At 43.8% G+C, this 17893-nt stretch carries 16 protein-coding genes; 3 read left to right on the plus strand and 13 right to left on the minus strand.

Translation table 11 applies throughout. The features are described from left to right. Nucleotides 1-55: 55 nt before the first annotated feature. A complete protein-coding gene (locus V1L65_RS19470; protein ID WP_331700901.1) occupies nt 56-307 on the minus strand; it encodes a hypothetical protein in 252 nt (83 codons plus the stop codon). After that, nucleotides 307-1500, minus strand: a complete 1194-nt coding sequence (locus V1L65_RS19475; RefSeq protein ID WP_331700902.1) for an NAD(P)/FAD-dependent oxidoreductase — start codon at nt 1498-1500, stop codon at nt 307-309. Before V1L65_RS19475 ends, V1L65_RS19470 begins: the two co-directional genes overlap by 1 nt. A gap of 375 nt (nt 1501-1875) precedes the next feature. Between V1L65_RS19475 and V1L65_RS19480 the strand changes: the two genes are divergently transcribed. Next, on the plus strand, nt 1876-2880 hold the full coding sequence (locus tag V1L65_RS19480; RefSeq protein ID WP_331700917.1) for an NAD(P)/FAD-dependent oxidoreductase: 1005 nt from the start codon (nt 1876-1878) through the stop codon (nt 2878-2880). 237 nt (nt 2881-3117) lie between these two features. Here the strand turns inward: V1L65_RS19480 and V1L65_RS19485 are convergent, their stop codons facing one another. From V1L65_RS19485 to V1L65_RS19495, 3 genes are all read right to left on the minus strand, one after another. Beyond that, complete coding sequence (locus V1L65_RS19485) at nt 3118-3270, minus strand: sporulation histidine kinase inhibitor Sda (RefSeq protein ID WP_331700903.1); 153 nt, start codon at nt 3268-3270, stop codon at nt 3118-3120. 279 nt (nt 3271-3549) lie between these two features. Further along, the gene (locus tag V1L65_RS19490; RefSeq protein WP_331700904.1) at nt 3550-4230 is read right to left on the minus strand and encodes a YheC/YheD family protein; all 681 of its coding nucleotides are present in this window, start codon (nt 4228-4230) and stop codon (nt 3550-3552) included. Nucleotides 4231-4427: 197 nt separating this feature from the next. Then, a complete protein-coding gene (locus V1L65_RS19495; protein ID WP_331700905.1) occupies nt 4428-6593 on the minus strand; it encodes a DNA topoisomerase III in 2166 nt (721 codons plus the stop codon). Nucleotides 6594-6917: 324 nt separating this feature from the next. On the opposite strand from V1L65_RS19495, the gene V1L65_RS19500 reads away from it, so the two are divergent. Next, on the plus strand, nt 6918-8018 hold the full coding sequence (locus V1L65_RS19500) for a metallophosphoesterase (RefSeq protein ID WP_331700906.1): 1101 nt from the start codon (nt 6918-6920) through the stop codon (nt 8016-8018). Between the two features lie 920 nt (nt 8019-8938). On the opposite strand, the gene V1L65_RS19505 is transcribed toward V1L65_RS19500, so the two are convergent. The 8 genes from V1L65_RS19505 to V1L65_RS19540 all read right to left on the minus strand — a co-directional run bounded on the left by V1L65_RS19505 (nt 8939) and on the right by V1L65_RS19540 (nt 16531). Then, nucleotides 8939-10900, minus strand: a complete 1962-nt coding sequence (locus tag V1L65_RS19505; protein ID WP_331700907.1) for an ABC transporter permease — start codon at nt 10898-10900, stop codon at nt 8939-8941. Continuing rightward, entirely contained in the window at nt 10875-11651 is a 777-nt protein-coding gene (locus V1L65_RS19510; protein ID WP_331700908.1) for an ABC transporter ATP-binding protein, read from the minus strand. The genes V1L65_RS19505 and V1L65_RS19510 overlap by 26 nt, the downstream gene beginning before the upstream one ends. Nucleotides 11652-11787: 136 nt before the next feature. Continuing rightward, nucleotides 11788-12861: a sensor histidine kinase gene (locus V1L65_RS19515; RefSeq protein ID WP_331700909.1), complete on the minus strand. Its 1074-nt coding sequence runs from the start codon at nt 12859-12861 to the stop codon at nt 11788-11790. 22 nt (nt 12862-12883) lie between these two features. Further along, nucleotides 12884-13633, minus strand: a complete 750-nt coding sequence (locus tag V1L65_RS19520; protein WP_331700918.1) for a response regulator transcription factor — start codon at nt 13631-13633, stop codon at nt 12884-12886. A 161-nt stretch (nt 13634-13794) separates the two neighbouring features. Then, nucleotides 13795-14100, minus strand: a complete 306-nt coding sequence (locus V1L65_RS19525) for a hypothetical protein (protein WP_331700910.1) — start codon at nt 14098-14100, stop codon at nt 13795-13797. A gap of 142 nt (nt 14101-14242) precedes the next feature. After that, complete coding sequence (locus V1L65_RS19530; protein ID WP_331700911.1) at nt 14243-15343, minus strand: PAS domain-containing sensor histidine kinase; 1101 nt, start codon at nt 15341-15343, stop codon at nt 14243-14245. Further along, nucleotides 15336-15992 carry a response regulator transcription factor gene (locus tag V1L65_RS19535; protein WP_331700912.1) on the minus strand — a complete coding sequence of 219 codons (657 nt, stop codon included), beginning with the start codon at nt 15990-15992 and terminating at the stop codon, nt 15336-15338. Before V1L65_RS19535 ends, V1L65_RS19530 begins: the two co-directional genes overlap by 8 nt. Nucleotides 15993-16093: 101 nt before the next feature. After that, nucleotides 16094-16531 carry a GAF domain-containing protein gene (locus V1L65_RS19540; protein WP_331700913.1) on the minus strand — a complete coding sequence of 146 codons (438 nt, stop codon included), beginning with the start codon at nt 16529-16531 and terminating at the stop codon, nt 16094-16096. A 182-nt stretch (nt 16532-16713) separates the two neighbouring features. On the opposite strand from V1L65_RS19540, the gene V1L65_RS19545 reads away from it, so the two are divergent. After that, entirely contained in the window at nt 16714-17469 is a 756-nt protein-coding gene (locus V1L65_RS19545) for a Crp/Fnr family transcriptional regulator (RefSeq protein ID WP_331700914.1), read from the plus strand. The last annotated feature ends 424 nt before the right edge of the window (nt 17470-17893 follow it).

Consider the following 17893-nt stretch of genomic DNA (forward strand, 5'->3'; position numbering starts at 1 on the left):
GCTCTCACCTAGCAACAGGTTACTGCAGCCAAGTGAAAGCCTTAATATGGTAATACTATTCCTCTTCATCTGTTTGTGTTTGCTTGGACGCCAAATATTCCTCTGTCGCCCGGTCACGCTGCCGCCCTTTTTCCTTAAGCCGTTCTATGGCCGGCATAATTAACAAATCTATTTCCTTTTGCACCGTATAAGCCAGGTCATAACGAGTTTGCGATTCCAAATACGAACCTACCTCAATTAAAGCATTGTATCGGTCCAGCTCATCTCTCGTCAGCAATCCGCGTACTTGAACGCTGCAGTGTCTCATTATAGAAATTTACCTTTACGCAATACTAGCTGAATTCCGCCAATAATGAACAGATAGCGAAGATCGATCGCTTTTTTTAGCCAGGATGCAACACGGCCTTTGTATTTCTTGCCAAATGCAATACCGATAGCTTCACCTTTGCCCAGGGAAGCAACCGTACCCTTGTTGCTGAATACGAATGTTTTCGGCGATTGGTTGCGGATCGACGCCACCAAATTATGTGCACAAACTACGCCCTGCTGCATCGCAATTTGAGCGGTTGGAGGATACGGGCGTCCTTCAGGATTAAACATAAGCGAGTTATCGCCAATAATATACACATGATCGCTGCCTGGCGCACGTAAAAACTCGTCAACTTTAACACGGCCTCTCATGGTTTCGAAGCCTGCTTCTTCAATCAAGCGATTGCCGCGAACGCCTCCTGTCCAAATAACAGTTGCGGATTTAATCTCCTCGCCTTCGCCGACAACAACACCTTCAGGTGTACATTCTTTAATGGCAGTACCGATGCGGAATGTAACTCCTTTCTTAGCGAGCACTTCCATCGCATACTCAACCAGCTCCGGATCAAAGCCCGGAAGCGCAGTAGGAGCAGCCTCAATATTGTAGATTTTCACAAGAGTAGGATCTACATCATACTGCTTGCAAAGCTCTGGAATTCGATCAGAAAGCTCACCGACAAACTCGATGCCTGTGAAGCCGGCACCGCCGACAACAAAGGTCAAATAATCAGTGCGATGCGGCTCACGCTTGAAGCGAGCGAATTGATATTCGATATGCTCGCGAATTAAACGGACAGAGTTAATGCTTCGAATATTCATAGCATGCTCAGCAAGCCCTGGAATTCCGAAAGTTTCCGGCTCGCCGCCAAGACCGACTACCAAGTAATCATAGGAAAGCGTACCATCCTCCAAAATCACTTTCTTGTCTTGCGGGCGAATTTGTACTACAGTAGATTTCACGAAATCAATTTTAAATTCATCAATTAATTTTGAAATGCTGACACGAGCATTTTCTGGATTGTCCGTACCTGCTGCAGGCATGTGCAAATGCGTTGTAAAGTAATGATAATCATGCTTGTTTACAAGCGTCACATCTGCCTCGTTGTAATTTAATTCTTTTTGTAAACGAAGTGCAGTCAGGACACCACCATACCCAGCGCCGAGAATGACAATCTTTGGTATGCTACTCATCGTATGATCCCTTCCATTCCCTAAATTTTCTTTATAAAGATTGTGAAATATTACACAAACTCAATCATAAAATTAAGATTATGGCTTGTCGTTTTTCACTAACTTTTTCATCTAAACATGCTGTGATTTATGATAACAATCGATAGTGACAAAATTCGTCAAAAAAATCACCGACTAATCACAACATACATCAGACATATTACATAGTTTTCACATAAAATTCAAGAGTATTTTTATACGAAAATGTTTAGAACAGTATACAAATTGCCAATTAGGCAGCCGCGAATGAAATTGTTCGTTCACAGCATAATAGTATAATAGGTATGAAATGTGTATAAATTGGAGGTGATTGTGTTGTCAAATGATGAAAACACCATGCGAACTTTTGATCTGATCGTTATTGGCGGCGGGCCTGCAGGGCTTTTTGCTGCTTTTTATGGCGGCATGAGACAGGCTTCAGTTAAAATCATCGAAAGCATGCCTCAGCTTGGAGGTCAGCTGGCGGCGCTTTATCCTGAAAAATATATTTATGATGTTGCTGGTTTTCCAAAAATTACAGCTCAAGAGCTTGTTGATCGTTTAATCGAGCAGCTTGAGCTTTTCAAGCCTACAGTGTGCCTGGAGGAAAAGGTTGTCGACGTTATTAAACATGAGGAAAGATTGTTCGAAATAAAAACGACAATCAATACACATTATGCCAGAGCAATTATCATCACAGCAGGTGTAGGCGCCTTTGAGCCAAAAAGACTGGCTTTGCCAGAAGCAGCTGCGTACGAGGGAGGCAGCCTGCATTATTTCGTAAATGATCTAGAACGGTTCCGCGGAAGAAATGTGCTGATTAGCGGCGGCGGCGACTCCGCTGTAGACTGGTCGCTTATGCTGGAGCCAATAGCCAGCACTGTAACGCTTGTCCATCGGCGTGACCAGTTTCGCGCCCATGAGCATAGTGTAGAACGGCTGATGCAATCGTCAGTGAAGGTGATCACTCCGGTGGAGATTACAGGCTTGCATAGTGCCGATAATAGTTCCGGCAACACTCCAATGCAGCTGTCCAAGGTAACACTGCAGCATGTCAAAACAAACGAATGTTCTAAACTGGATATAGATGATGTCATCATTAATTTTGGTTTCCTGTCCTCGCTCGGACCTATTGCAGATTGGGGCATCGATATTGCGAAAGGCTCCATAACGGTAGACTCACGGATGGAAACGAGCATTGCCGGCATTTTTGCTGCAGGCGATATAACGACCTATCCAGGAAAAGTAAAGCTTATTGCTGTCGGCTTTGGCGAAGCGCCCATAGCTGTAAACAATGCGAAGGTATATATAGATCCAGCAGCCAAGCTTTCACCCGGACATAGCAGCAATATGAAATTATAGCCGGCAAGCTGTAGAACTATCGCGAATGCTTAATACGTATGAATTCGAATCTTTCAAAGATAAAGGGTACCCTCTTATATATAAGTAGGATACCCTTATTGTTTTAAATTATTTGGATGGCATTCTACTGTGGCTACTTTTCTCGTTGGAATAGAATATTTATCGAATGTAGAAAGAATCAAGCATCATGTGCATTAGGGCTGTTAAAGCCTGTGAGGATAATTAATTACTGCTATGCTACACAATAACCAGGGAGCGATTGTTTTTCGTGAAATCTACTTTTCTTCGCTTAATTTCGGCAAATAACATCATAATAAAATCATGCTCTAACTGATGCTCAATAGCGGCGTAATAAGCGTCTATGAGAAGTTCATCAGAAAGCTGCCTCATTGAAGTACCTCCTTTTTGCCAGAATAAGTTATAGATTCATAGTATCATGTAACAATTTAAGTGAGAACAACCCACAATGTCCACATAACTCTGTGGATATACTGTGCGCAAATTGTGAACAATAGTCGAATTATGTGATGTTTCAATGGGGATAATGTGGATAATGTTATCCACAACATAAACATGATGAAAACACATAAAAAACTTTAATCACAATGGGAAAAACTATCAATCTTATTGTTTAGTAGAATAATAGAGAATTGCTCCCAGCTCCGCCTGTTATTGAGGCCTTGTGTTCACTTCAAACATCCAGATTTTTCCGTTCGTATCTATTCCAAAATCATAACCAAGCTGATTCATGCCATGGTACCTGCTTTCAAGCACTCTTGTGGACAGCTCTGTCAATCTGCGCATCTGCTTTTTCTTATCCCGCACATAGGATGCTCCAATCGACATTGATATCCCTTTAGATCCTGAAACTAATCTGCCTCCTCTTTGCAAATTAGTAACAAAAAGCCCTGCTCTGGCGATCCTTCCTACAATCGCAGCGTAGCGCCATCTTCCATGCTCTTTTACATATTTCACGCGATAATCAATCGGTCTGCCGTTGACTTTTGCCAGATGTATGCCCTTTTGAATTAAATACTTCTTTTTTTTCATATATTTTCGAATCTTAGAAAACATGCTGTCAAAAGACTCAAATTTATACGTACTCGTATAATATGTGAAAGTATAACGGCTTTCGTGTTTCTTCTTCACCTTGATAACGCCTGCACCGCCCGAGCCAACTAGCGGTTTAATAACAACCATTCCATGCTGATTGAGCATTTCGCTTAAATTGTCTGCTGAAAATAATCTTGTCGGCGGTATATGCTCCGCAATTTCGCTATTGGTCAGCAAAATATTAGTTTTCGACATTTTATTTGCTAGCATACGCCCGCTGCCGCGTACTACTGCCATTGACTTCACTCTCCCTTAAACTTCTGTTCTATATACAATATGTCCAACTTCTATAATTCTCTTGGATTATTGTCACTGGTTAATAGCCGTAATATAGAGTTTAGTAGCCAGAGAGAAACGCACCTATCCATCCAAAATTGAATCCAAATAAAAGAACCGGAGGGCTTAACCCTGCCGGTTCCTGCAAGCTATTTGTATTAATCAGACTTTTTCTCCAAAGCAGCTTTCAATTTATCGGCCAAGCTGTTCGTTAGCGGAGCATTGTCGCTATATTTATGAATAAGCTTTTGCTCCTCGCGGCGATTCATACGGCCATCGCCTTTGTCTCCCAGCATTTCAATAACGTTGCACGGCCTGCACTGCGCATATTTGCCTGCTTTGCCGTCATGGAGCTCCATCTTCTTATGGCATTGCGGGCAGCGCTTGTTAAGCAGCACCGGTCCGCTTGCCCGGCGATAGCCGCATTCGCGGTCTGAGCAGACATAGGACTTGCCTCGCTTCCCTTTAACCTCCAGCATCGGCTTGGAGCATTCCGGGCAATAGCTGCCTGTCGTATTATGCGGCTTATATTCTTTAGTCTCGCTAATGACCTCGCCTACCCATTTGGATGCTTGCTGGCGGATGCCCTGCATAAATTGCTTGGCATTTCCTTTCCCTTTTGCAATACTTTCCAGCTCCGACTCCCACTTGGCCGTTAATTCAGGACTGCGCAATTCACGAACAACGAGCTCAATCAGCTGCTTTCCTTTGCCCGTAGGATGCAATTTGTTGCCTGAGCGATCAATCGTATCGGTTTGCAGCAGCTTCTCAATAATATCCGCTCTTGTCGCAGGCGTGCCAAGTCCATATTTCTCCATTCGGGATAGTAAAGCAGCTTCGGTAAATCGAGGCGGAGGCAATGTACGCAATTCCTTGAAGACTACTTGCTTCAGGGCAAGCTTCTGGCCGGATTTTAAAGCAGGGAGCCGCTGCGAGGCTTCCTTCATGCTGTCTTCCCCAGCCTCATCCTCCTGCTCATCATCCGTATCATTCCAGCTTGACGCTGTTCCGCTTGCATAAGCTTCCCGCCATCCTAGCTCCTTCTCCACACGCCCTTTTGCAAAGAATCGGTCCTGGCCAGCTTGTACAATTACAGTAGTCTCATCATAACGGTAAGGATTGAGGAACAGCGAAATAAAACGCTTTACAATCAAGTCATACAGTTTTCGCTCATCATTCGACAGCGCTCCAAGCTGAACGTATTGATCGGTTGGAATAATGGCATGGTGATCCGATACCTTATCGTTATCGACAACCCGCTTATTCAGCTTCAGGTTCCCTTTGAGCGCTTTCCGAGCAAGCGCTGTATAAGGACCGGTCGCAATGCTTTCCAGCCTGCCCTTCAGCGTCGGCACGATATCGCTGGAAAGATAGCGAGAATCGGTGCGCGGATAGGTAACCAGCTTATGCTGCTCATACAGCTTTTGCAGCACATTGGACGTTTGCTTGGCCGAAAATCCGAGCTTTTTGTTCGCATCGCGCTGCAATTCTGTCAAATCATAGGCTTGCGGATGGGGCTGCGATTTTTCATTGACGCGCAGCTTCTCTACTGCTGCACTGCTGCTGGATTGCTGAATCCGTTTAACAACAGCATCGACCTCTTCACGGCTCCAAAGCCTTCCGTCCTGCTCGTCTTGCGGGCGCCATACCGCTTGAAAGCCTTCGAACTGGGCTGTAATCGTCCAGTAAGGCTGGGATTGGAACTCAGAAATCGCTTGCTCCCTGTCCATCAGCATAGCAAGCGTAGGCGTCTGCACGCGCCCTGCTGCCAGCTGAGCATTGTACTTGCAGGTTAATGCACGCGTAACATTAAGCCCGATCAGCCAATCCGCTTCCGCGCGGCATACTGCCGAGGCATATAACGAATCATAAGCTCTGCCATCCTTCAGGCGGCTGAATCCTTCCTTGATCGCTTGATCCGTTTGCGACGATATCCAAAGTCTCTTAAACGGCTTCTTCCAATGCACCAGCTCCATAATCCAGCGGGCTACCAGCTCTCCTTCTCTCCCTGCATCCGTTGCAATAACAAGCTCATGAATATCCGGCCGTTTGCATAGCTGCGCAACCGCTTTGTATTGATGCGAGGTTTCCTTCATAACCTTCAGATTCATTCTTTGCGGCAAAATAGGCAAATCCTCTAGCGACCAGGTGCGATATTTTTTATCGTAATCCTCCGGCTCAGCGAGTGTTACCAAATGTCCTAATGCCCATGTCACCACATATTTAGGACCTTCAATGTAGCTTTTATGCTTCTGATTGCAGCCTAGCACTCGTGCAATTTCTTTGGCTACGCTTGGCTTTTCAGCTAATACTAATGATTTCATTCATAGCTCTCCCAAAAAAATTTTATAAAAACCTTGATGAATATCCAAATTCACACATTTAGTATAACATTTTTCTTGATCCATAGCTTTAGACAAGCTAGTTGCTGCTTTCTGCATGCCAGCTCTTCTATAAGCCAGCTGCTTTCTGCATGCCAGCTCTTTCTATAAGCCAGCTCCTTTCTGCATGCCAGCTCTTTCTATAAGCTAGCTCCTTACTGCATGCCAGCTCCTTTCTGTATGAGCCGCTAAATCTGATCGCTTCTTTGAGAAATTGGCATTGTCCCCGTGTTCATTGCTATAATTGAGTGAAGAAAGGAGTCTGCTATGTTTATTGCGATTGGCATTGTCTTTTTACTTATTTATGCTGCACTTGTTTTTTACATAGGCTGGAGCGGATGGAGCTTTTTAAAGCCGGCAATTTCAAAACGGTTCAAGCTCTTATACATCCTGCTGATCATCTTTCTCGCCATTTCATTTATACTCGGACGTTTTTTCAGCACACAAATTATTTTGCAAATTATAGGCGCATATTGGCTCGCTTTATTCTCCCTGCTGCTCTTGCTGCTGCCAGTAGCTCATCTCATCATTTGGCTATTCAGCTTAACAAGGCTGCCGCGTCAAGGCATTAAAAAAACGATTGGCATTTTGCTGCTAACCGCTTTAATTGGCATTATCGGATTCGGTTCTTTCTCTGCTTACAGTCCTGTCGTAAGGCCCTATGCAATTATGATTAACAAGCCTGCCCAAGTAGAGCAGCCGCTTAATATCGTCGTAGCCTCGGACATGCATTTCGGCATATTATCCGGCAAAAATCATGCTCAGCGCATGGTCAATATGATTAATGAGCTTAAGCCTGATCTCGTTCTGTTTCCTGGCGATATTATCGACGATCAGCTGGCTCCTGTCATCGATCAAGACATACCTGCCATTCTTGCAAACATTGAGTCTACCTACGGCGTATATGCTTCGCTAGGCAATCATGACAAAACGCGCGAAGGGCTGGCTGAGCTGATCAGCGTAATTGAAAGCAGCAATATTAATGTTCTGTACGATGAGGTCACGCTAATCGAGGATCAATTTTATATTATTGGAAGAAAAGATCATTCCGACAAAGCACGTATTGAGCTTTCCGAGCTCACCGAAGGATTAGATCATACCAAACCAATTATTGCGATGGATCACCAGCCGAAGGATTTAGGCATCGCCGCAGATCATGGCATTGATCTGATCTTATCAGGCCACACGCACCGCGGGCAAATTGCGCCGGCGCATTTGATCACGCAGCGTCTTTTCGAAAATGATTGGGGATATTTGCGCAAAAATGATATGCACTCTATCGTTTCGTCCGGCTACGGCTTCTGGGGACCGCCGATACGGATCGGCAGCCGCTCAGAAATTGTACAAATACATGTTACCTTTGAATAGGCAGCTTTCTGTGTGGGGGGCCTAGTTTGAGGAGCAGTAGTTTGCGCATTGTGTGACGGGGTCTTGTATAGGAGCAGTAGTTTGCGCTTTGTGTGAAGGGTTCTTGTATAGGAGCAGTAGTTTGCGCTTTGTGTGAAGGGTTCTTGTATAGGAGCAGTAGTTTAAGCTTAGCGTGGCGGGCCTATTGCCATCTCCTTTCAGTTGTCTGATGCCCCTCCACAATGGGCCATTGCTTAACTAGCTGGTCAGTCGTTCCGTTATTACGCCCAAAAGCACAGGTTTGAGGGGGCAAAGTGACACACGTTCCGCTATTGGTCAATAAATCGTAGAAAAAGCTCCATATTGAGCCGAATAGCGGAACGTGTGACCGCGAAATTAAAAAAATGACAGTTTTAGAGCAAATAGCAGAACGTGTGACCGCGAAATCAATAAATTGGCAGTTTCAAAGTAAATATCGGAATTTTCCAAAGTAGAAGGACGCACGCCAAGCTGCTAAATGCATTTTATGTATCTAGTTTCTCCTTTTTCGCCGAAAAAAAGAGTCTAGATACATTTCCTCCATCTAGTTTGCTTAAAGTACCCGTTTTTTTGAAAAAAGCTCCAAACTAAATGCAGTTTTTCCCCTTAGATTCACAAATAAGTAATTTTCCTCTAAACTAAGCACAGAAATTACAGTTAGTCTACGTGCGCACATGAGGCCAAAGCATATGAGTTCCAAGCATTTGCGCGTTCAAAGCACACATGAGGCCAATCCATACGTGAGTTCTAAGCATACGCCAGTTCAAAAAACAAATAAGATCGCCTCCCTTTCCTGCTTATCGAGGGGGAAGCGATCCTATAGCGATCTTATTAATGTCTATTCATTAATGCCAGCTGGGAATGTGTCGATTAATTAATGGCAAAAGTTTGCTATATGCCTGTTAAGCTTGCTTGCCAGTCAATCCTTTCATATAACTGCTGCTCGCCAGCAAGAAATAAATAAATTGCATGACTAGAAATATTCCAAAAACGACGAAGGAGTACAGCCAGGTCGATGAATTGATTATATTTTCCAAAGACTTCATAGCGAACAGAGCGTGAACAACGCCAACAATACACGGTATAAAAAATACTATCGCTATTTGGCTCACTACAATTTTGCGAATTTCTGCCCGTGTCATGCCAATTCGGGTAAGCGAATTGAATTGAGACTTATCCTCTTGCATTTCGGTAAACAGCTTAAAGTAAATCATGCTGCCTGCGGATACAAAAAACAATAAGCTAATAAATAACCCGATAAATAACGTTAAGCCAGCAGATTCCTGTGCGCTATTGTATTGCAGTATACGGTTAATGCTTATATTGTTGCGGTGCTCCGAAGGTACGTCTTCTGAGAATTGCTTCAAAAACGGGGCGGATTTCTCCCAGTTTTTCAGCTCATAACCGTAATAGACTGCCCGTTCTTCAACAGGTGATCTTTCCAGCATACTGTTATAGGTGGCATCATCTGCGACGAAAGTAATCGAGCTTGAATCCATCCAGTTGTTCATTGCCTGACCATCCACCCACTCTGAAATCTCAAAGCTGATCGGGTCTCCCATAAATTTTGCAGATAGCTTACCCTCGTATAAATCTTCCTGATAAGCATTCTTTACAAGGGCAAGCTTGCCCGACTCGATCTTCAATTTTTTCAAGCCTAGCCTGCCCGCGGAATCATTATAAGCAGATTCTGAAATAATCATGCCATGGCGCTCATCAGTACCATGAAACCCAACTCCTCTATTGCCATCAGACGTTTGAATGGAAGCTTCGTAATCGGTAATTTTCACACCAATAAATTGATCCTTAAATTTGATCTTCAGGCCAGCATCATCTAACTGCTTCTCTAGTTGGTCAAGCTGTACAATATTATGGCTAGCTTCTCCTTCTTCCACAAAAGCAAGAGCATGCGGAAAGTTTTTAAAAGCATCATCTTTTAACTGTACTTGCAAAATATATACACTGCCCATCGCGGTCAAAATAACTGCGCTTAATATAGAAACCGTAAATAACACACGCGCATTATCGCGAATTTTATAGCCCAGCTGTGAAATGATAAGCATATTGGTGCGATTGTAATAGGTCTTCTTACGTTTCTGTAATAGTTTAAGCAGCAAGACACTGAATTGAGTAAATAAAAAATATGTTCCGACAACTGCAGTTATTAATATCGGCATCGCCAGTAAAATAAAAGAATTGCCGTCCATAATCGTAGCCATTGTATAACAGCCAGCAAGACTAAGCAGAGATACGGCTACCAGCCATTTCGAGTAGATCAGCTTACCCTTTGGCTTCTGCCCTGCTTTTAACAGATCAATAATTTGAGATTTGCCAATACGAAGAGACGACCAGATCGACAAGACAAAAAATAGTGCAAAAAAACCACCAGCCGTTAAAGCCACCGCTTTAACTGGAACAATAAACGGTATCGTTTCATCCAACCCCAGCAAAACCGCAAGCGCCATAAAAAACAGCTTACTTAACACAATTCCAACTGCAATACCTACTGTAATTGCAAACAATGAAATAGCCGTATTTTCAAGAATGACCATTTTCCTCAGTTGAGAGCGTGTCATCCCAAACAAGGAATACAACCCAAATTCTTTTTTGCGTGTCTTCAAAAATGCAGAGTTAGAGTACAGAATAAATAAAAATGAAAAGATAACGATTAAATATAAGCAAAATTTCATGCCTTCACGAACCATAGATGCAGCCATTATTTTACCGTTTGCTATATCTGGATGCATCAGAACAGAAGCATAAATATAGAAAATAAAAACTGAAAATACGCTGCTAAGAAAAAAAGCGCTGTATGATCTCCAATTTCCTCTAATGTTACTAAGCGCGAGTGAACGAAACGTCATCAAAATTACCCCCTAGCACGCTTAATACATCAAGTATTTGTTGGAAAAAAGCTTGTCTATTCGTACCGCGGCGTATTTCCGTATAAAATTTGCCGTCTTTAATAAAAACAATCCGCTCGCAATAGCTGGCTGAAAAAGGATCATGCGTAACCATAAGCACTGTAGCTTTGAAACGCTCATTCATTTCCTTCAAGGAATCCATGACATCTTTAGCCGACTTGGAATCCAGATTACCCGTCAGCTCATCCGCGAGCACAAGCGAAGGCTGGTGAATAATTGCCCGGGCAATAGCCGCACGCTGCTTTTGGCCGCCCGATACCTCGTACGTGCGCTTATCCAATATTTGCTCAATTTGCAGCAGCTCTACGATCGGCTTTAGACGTTCCTTGATCGCTCTTGGCGGAACACCTTCCAATACTAGAGGCAGTACAATATTATCTTGAATGGAAAGGGTATCAAGCAAATTAAAGTCCTGAAATACGAAGCCAAGCTCCCGTCTTCTAAACAAGGCAAGCTTTTTCTCATTTAATTTAGCCGGATTGATGCCGTTGATCTCCATCGTGCCGGATGTTGGACGATCGATCGTTGCAAGCAAATTAAGCAAAGTCGTTTTTCCACTCCCCGAAGGGCCCATTATACCGACAAATTCACCCGCTTCGATTTGCAGCTCAATATCCTCCAGCGCTTTATACGTTACGTTTTTTTTACCGCCATATATTTTGCCTAGCCCCTGTGCTTTTAGTACACTCATTACCGTACTCCTCCTTAAACCTTACACTTATATGATTTAGTCTCAGTATAACGATTATAAGAAAAAGCACCCATCGATTTTCCTTTCATTCGTCCTTCTGCTACCTTACAATGTTGTCACCTTTCGCACTGAACGGTCAGGAAGTTAATTTATGAATACCGCCTGATTGGCAAACAATCGTCACACTAGTCCCCTCGCCGACGACCGATTGTACGATTAGTTCATGTCCTAATTTGTCACAAACCTGTTTTGTTAAATAAAGCCCCATACCGGTCGATTCTCCCTCCGTACGTCCATTGTCACCTGTGAAAAAAGGATCATAGATGCGCCGCAAATCATGATCGGCAATACCCACTCCCTGATCAGATACCGTTATGCTGTCTTTGTCCTTATCCTTGCGCAAAGTAACGATAAGCTGCTTCGTCCCCGGTTTATGCTTGCTATATTTAATCGCATTGCTCAGCAACTGATTCAGCATAAAAGTCATCCATTTTTCATCGGTTTCTCCATATGCTTCTCCAACTATTTTGGGAAAGATAGCATGCCGTATACACATTTTTTTAAATGAATTGATTGCGCTTCGCGCCACCTCATGTAGTGCTACTCTGCGGATATGCAGATCTATTTCAAATTTATCCAGCCGCGCTGTGTATAGCATCATTTCCAAGCCTCTGGCCAATCTTTCATTTTCCTCACGAATGCTGCCCGTGAGTTCCGCAGGATGAACAGTCCTCTTGTCCACTTTATCCTCCTGCGTCAAAAGATCTATTACGGAGACAGGCGTTTTCATATGATGCACCCATTGCAGCACAAAATGATTATGTCTCTCCTGCTGCCTGCGATATTTGCCTAACTCGTTCAAATAGGCCGTATGCATTTTTTGCAGCAATCTGAAAAACAGCTTTTGTTCACTAGTTACAATAGTGTGCAGCGATAGCGTATCACGCAGTTCCGACATATTTTCAACTGCTGCCAGCAACTCTTTGTAAAAATCCCTTTGCCGAACATAATCGAATACCAGCCATCCAATCATGCATAATAAGGCCAGAAGCACATAATAAATAATCGTATTTGGATGTACATATCCTTTATATAAATTAAGCTCCAGCAGCATCATTACGACAAAAATAACGATCATTAGCAGCATTGCAGCCAAATAAGAAATTCGGTCATTCAAAAAAACACGCAGCGTCATCCATTCTTTTTTCATTGCAGTCTCCTATCGCTTATTATCAGCTTTCAGGCAATTTAAGCTTATAGCCCGTTCCTCTAACTGTCTCAATCGCTTTAGGCAGCCCAAGCTCCTCCAGTTTTTTTCGCAATCGGGTCACGTTGACTGTTAATGTGTTGTCATCTACAAAGCTAACATCGTCCCATAACGCTTCAAGCAGCTTTTCTCTCGACACGACATGACCATAGTCCTCGAGCAAGCATTGAGCAAGCAGCAGTTCATTTTTCGTCAGCTCCATCGACTTATCATTCCAGAACAGCTCATTGCGCCCCAAAAATAATTGCAGCCCGCCTATGCCAACTATATTGGACGAATAATGCGCCTGCTTCTCCTCGCCTTCCGATATGCTGCCTTGATCGCTATGCTCATCGGCAAGCGCAGCATATTCACCATACGTGCGCCGCAGCACACTTTTCACTTTGGCAAGCAGCAGTTCGAGCTGTATCGGCTTCGTCAAATAATCATCGCCGCCGTTTTCAATGGCCATAACCTGATCCATTTCTCCTGATCGAGCGGATAAAAATATAATTGGAACGCTGGACCGAATACGCAGCTGCCTGCACCAGTAATAGCCGTCATAATAAGGCAGGGTAATATCCAACAGGACAAGATGCGGGTTGAAATTTGTTACTTCTGGCAGCAAATCGCGAAACTGCGCTGCTGCTTCTACGATATAACCGTATTGCTCCAGCTTTCTTTTTAATATATCAGCTATTTTCAAATCGTCCTCAACAATAAAAATCCGATACACGGTTACAACCTCCGCATTCAATATGAACTAGTATTAACATAGCAGGATCAACAAATGCTGGCAAATCCCTAATCCGAATAAAGCTCAGAAGCGCGGGGCACGTAAAAAAACCGGAACAGCTGATTCATTCAGCTATCCCGGTCTTGTTAATGGTCATAAAGTTACCAGCTAGGCTTAATTAAATTTTCAAGAATAGCGCGAAGCTCTGCGTCCTGAGCCGCCTTATCCTCGGTTTCGCCTTTAATTTCAAGTTTGGTCACATCAAGCTTATATGGATCCTTCGGATCTACAGATGCAAAGATCAGCTCACGCTCGTTCTCTAGCGCAACATGATAGCCCATGCCTTTAAAGGCGTTTAAAAAATCTTGCAGCTGCGGTTGCTTGCCTGCTCCAAGAATAATTAATGCACGAAGCAGCTCCGTATGATTATCGCGGATTAGTTTAAAGTGGAAGATACACTCTCTCATCGTCAGCTTGCTCCCTTCAAGTCATACTTTATGTGGAATCATCTATTGATGATGTCACTTTTCTTGTTGTTATATTCATTATAAACCAGCATGTTGCGCAGCGGTGTGACATTTCTCACTGGCACTGTTTTCAACTATTAAATTACACAGAGGGAATCATCAGCTTAACAGTTGTACCGTTGCCTGGAGCCGAGCAAATATCGAGCGTGCCTCCTACGCTTCTTGCCCTTTCCTCCATACTAAATAGGCCGACGCCGCGATCACATTCCTGAATTGAAAAGCCCTGCCCCTTGTCAGCAATCGTAACAACAATTTCATTAGAGCATTCCTCAATGCTAACCTCAGTTTCGCCTATTTCGGCATACTTGGCGATATTCGTTAATGATTCCTGGATGACTCGATAAATCGCCGTTTCTTTAGCCGTATTCAGCCTGCTCTTCAAGCTCGTTGTCAGCTTCACATCAATAGCAAAATGCTGGGAAAAATTGTCTATGTAGGTGCGAATAGCTGGCACAACGCCCAAATCGTCCAGCACCGACGGGCGAAGCTCAAAGGCAATACCTCGGATATCCTCCATCATGGTGGATACGTCGCCGCGCAATAGCTTAAGATCGGTAATCTCGCGATGATCCTCTATCAGACGGTCCAATCTGATCAGTAGCGAGAACAAACTTTGCCCTATGCCGTCGTGCAGCTCGCGAGATATGCGCTTGCGCTCCTCTTCTTGAATTTCTATTACCTTTACCATCGCTTCCTTCAGCTTCTGCTCAGCAAGCTTGCGATCAGTAACTTCCGTACGAATCGCCAAATACTGATAAGGCTTTCCTATACTATTTAGAAAAGGGACAATTGTCGTGCTTACCCAATAATAGCTGCTGTCCTTCGCTCGATTTTTGATTTCGCCGCGCCATACCTCTCCAGAGGAAATGGTGCGCCATAAATCGCGGAAAAACAGCTTGCTATGGTGCCCCGAATTAATAATCCGATGATCCTGCCCCAGCAGCTCGCTTCTGTCATATTTCGATATTTGGCAAAACTTATCGTTTACATATTGAATTTTTCCTTTGGCATCAGTAATCGCCACTATGGATGACTCATCGAGCGCAAATTTCACATCGGTTAGTTGCTTCAAGGAAGCTTTAACTCGTTCCAGCACTTCGTCGTCTGCAATATGCTTGGACAGTTCATTAATGAGCAGTTCTACATGCTCGCCAATAACTTGCTCGCCCGCATCATTATTCAAAGCTCAACAGTCCTTTCTTCAAGGCAAATTTAATAAGCTCCGGTCGCGTTTTCAGTCCCAGCTTCTCCATCAGCTTGCTGCGATGCGACTCCACCGTTTTCACACTGATAAACAAGCTTTCCGCAATCTCCTTGTTGGAATAGCCTTTAGCCAGCCAGCTTAAAATTTCCCTTTCCCGATCGGACAGCGTATCGTAAGGCGTAGCTGCGTCACCGCCAGTGCGCAGTTTCTCCAAATATTCGCCCATCAACCGTTTAGTAGCGGTTGGATACAGGTATGCGTCGCCCTTGGCGACTGATTGAATCGCCTGCAGCAGCTCATCATGCGGAGCATTTTTCAAAATATAGCCAGAGGCTCCAATCTGAATTGCTCGAAATAAATACTCATCATCATCATGCATCGTTAATATAAGTATAGCCACGTCAGGCATTAATTTTTTCAATTCCGTCGTTGCCGTCATACCATCCTTGCCGTGCGGCATGCTTAAATCCATGAGTACGACATCGGGCTTAAGCTTTTGAGACAGCTCAATCGCTTCATCTCCCTCAGACGCCTCACCAATTACCTCTATATCATTGCGTCCATGCAACAACATCGACAAGCCTGACCTTACTACGGCATGATCGTCACAAATCAATAGTCTGATCATTTCGTCCTCTCCTCGCTGCGATACTGGTACCATTATACCAGTGAAAGAGACGCATATCAGCACATTTCTTTATGTTTATCCATTAATATCCTTGTTATTTTTTACTTTTCGAACAATAAGCCTACCAGCTCGTCTGCCCCGCTGCTTGCCGCATCAAGCTCATTCACGCTGTAATTTTGTTGAGATCTTCTGCCAAGCAGTACAATTCCCGCTACTTCATTCGAATAATAAAGCGGCAAGGAAACTGCTGCATCAAGTCGCTCCGTCAGCACAAGCGGCTCACCCAGCTTGAAGCGCTCGGACTCCGTAGCTGTTATATTCGATTTGGCCGGCCTGCCCGAACGGATCGCCGTTCCTGTAAGTCCGCTAGATGTTTTTTGAACGATGAGCAAAGTTCTAGCGCTTACACTTCCTCTGGCATAATGCCAGCACAGCTTGCGGTTTTCTATGTCAATAACGCCAATTGCGGCAAAATCACTGCTTGATTCCTGCCTCAGCTGCTCGAGCGAGCTTTCTATTACTACTTCATTAACAGCCATTATCCCTGCACCCCTTTACAGCACATTTCTCCCCAGGATACTTTCTTACTTATTATTAGTATAAGGGTTGTGCAGCATTCTGTATGTCAGGGTAATTACCGATCATAATCAGTGAACTCCCTGATTTCACCCTAATAGCTGCGATAGTATGATAAAAGTAACAAGAGTGAGGGGTTGAGACAATGAGCATCTATTTCACCAGCACACCGGATAGGTCAGTTCCTGCTACTGACAGCGGATATAAAGGTAATGCTTCGTTTTTCACGGAGGGGCAGCTCGATCAGCTGGCTTCTATTATGCATATAAAAAAAATACCTGCCGGTTCATACCTGTTCTGGGAGGGCGATGAAGCCAATTCGATCTACTGGATTCGCAGCGGAAGGTTAAAGCTTCGCAAATCAACAAGTGAAGGAAAAGATTTGCTGCTATCGATCGTTCAGGCGAATGATCTGATTGCTGATATCGATGCTTGGGACACTATGCACCGTTACAGTGCAGAAGCGATAGAGGATGTTGAGGTGGGCGTTATTTCCAAGCTGCAGCTGGAGCTGCTGATGAGCAAGAGCGGCGAATTTTCTTACCGCTTCGCTATGTGGATGAGTCTGATGCAGCGCCAAACCGAATCGAAGCTGCGTGATTTGCTGATGGGCGGCAAGCACGGCGCGCTTGCTTCAACACTTATCCGGCTTTGCAACAGCTTTGGCGTTATGCATAGCGACCATATTCTTATTGATATCAAGCTGACGAACAGCGACCTCGCCGAGCTTGCCGGAACGACTAGAGAAGGCATCAACCGTATGCTCAGCAGCATGAAGAAAGAAGAAATATTGGAGCAAAGCAGCGATGGACTCATAAAAATTCTTAAGCACGGCGAGCTTAGAAAAGTAGCAGGCTGCCCGGAATGCCCTGCTTGCCCGATCGAAATTTGCCGTATATAGTACGAAACACCTCCCATCTGTTGAAGGAGGTGTTTTTTTGTAATTGGAACCTAAACGGAAATCATCAGACAGTTGAAAAGTATACAATGAAGATTGGCAAATACTCGTGGTAGCTAAGTACATTTTGTGTATCTAGATTCATTGAAACGCCCGAAAACACCCTTTATTTCGAGAAATGAGCCAAACTAACTGTAGTGTGGAAAAGCGCTGACCGATTGTATATGATTTTTCATATACAATTGTGTTATTTGAGGCATTTTTGCGCAATGTGTATGATTTTTCATATACAATTGGACTTTTTGAGGCATTTCAGCGTAATGTGTATGATTTTTCATATACATTTGTGTTTTTTGAGGCATTTCAGCGTAATGTATATGATTTTTCATATACAATTGTGTTTTTTGAGGCATTTCTGCGTAATGTA

Source organism: Paenibacillus sp. IITD108 (genome assembly GCF_036541265.1).
In the GTDB taxonomy this organism is placed as follows: domain Bacteria; phylum Bacillota; class Bacilli; order Paenibacillales; family Paenibacillaceae; genus Pristimantibacillus.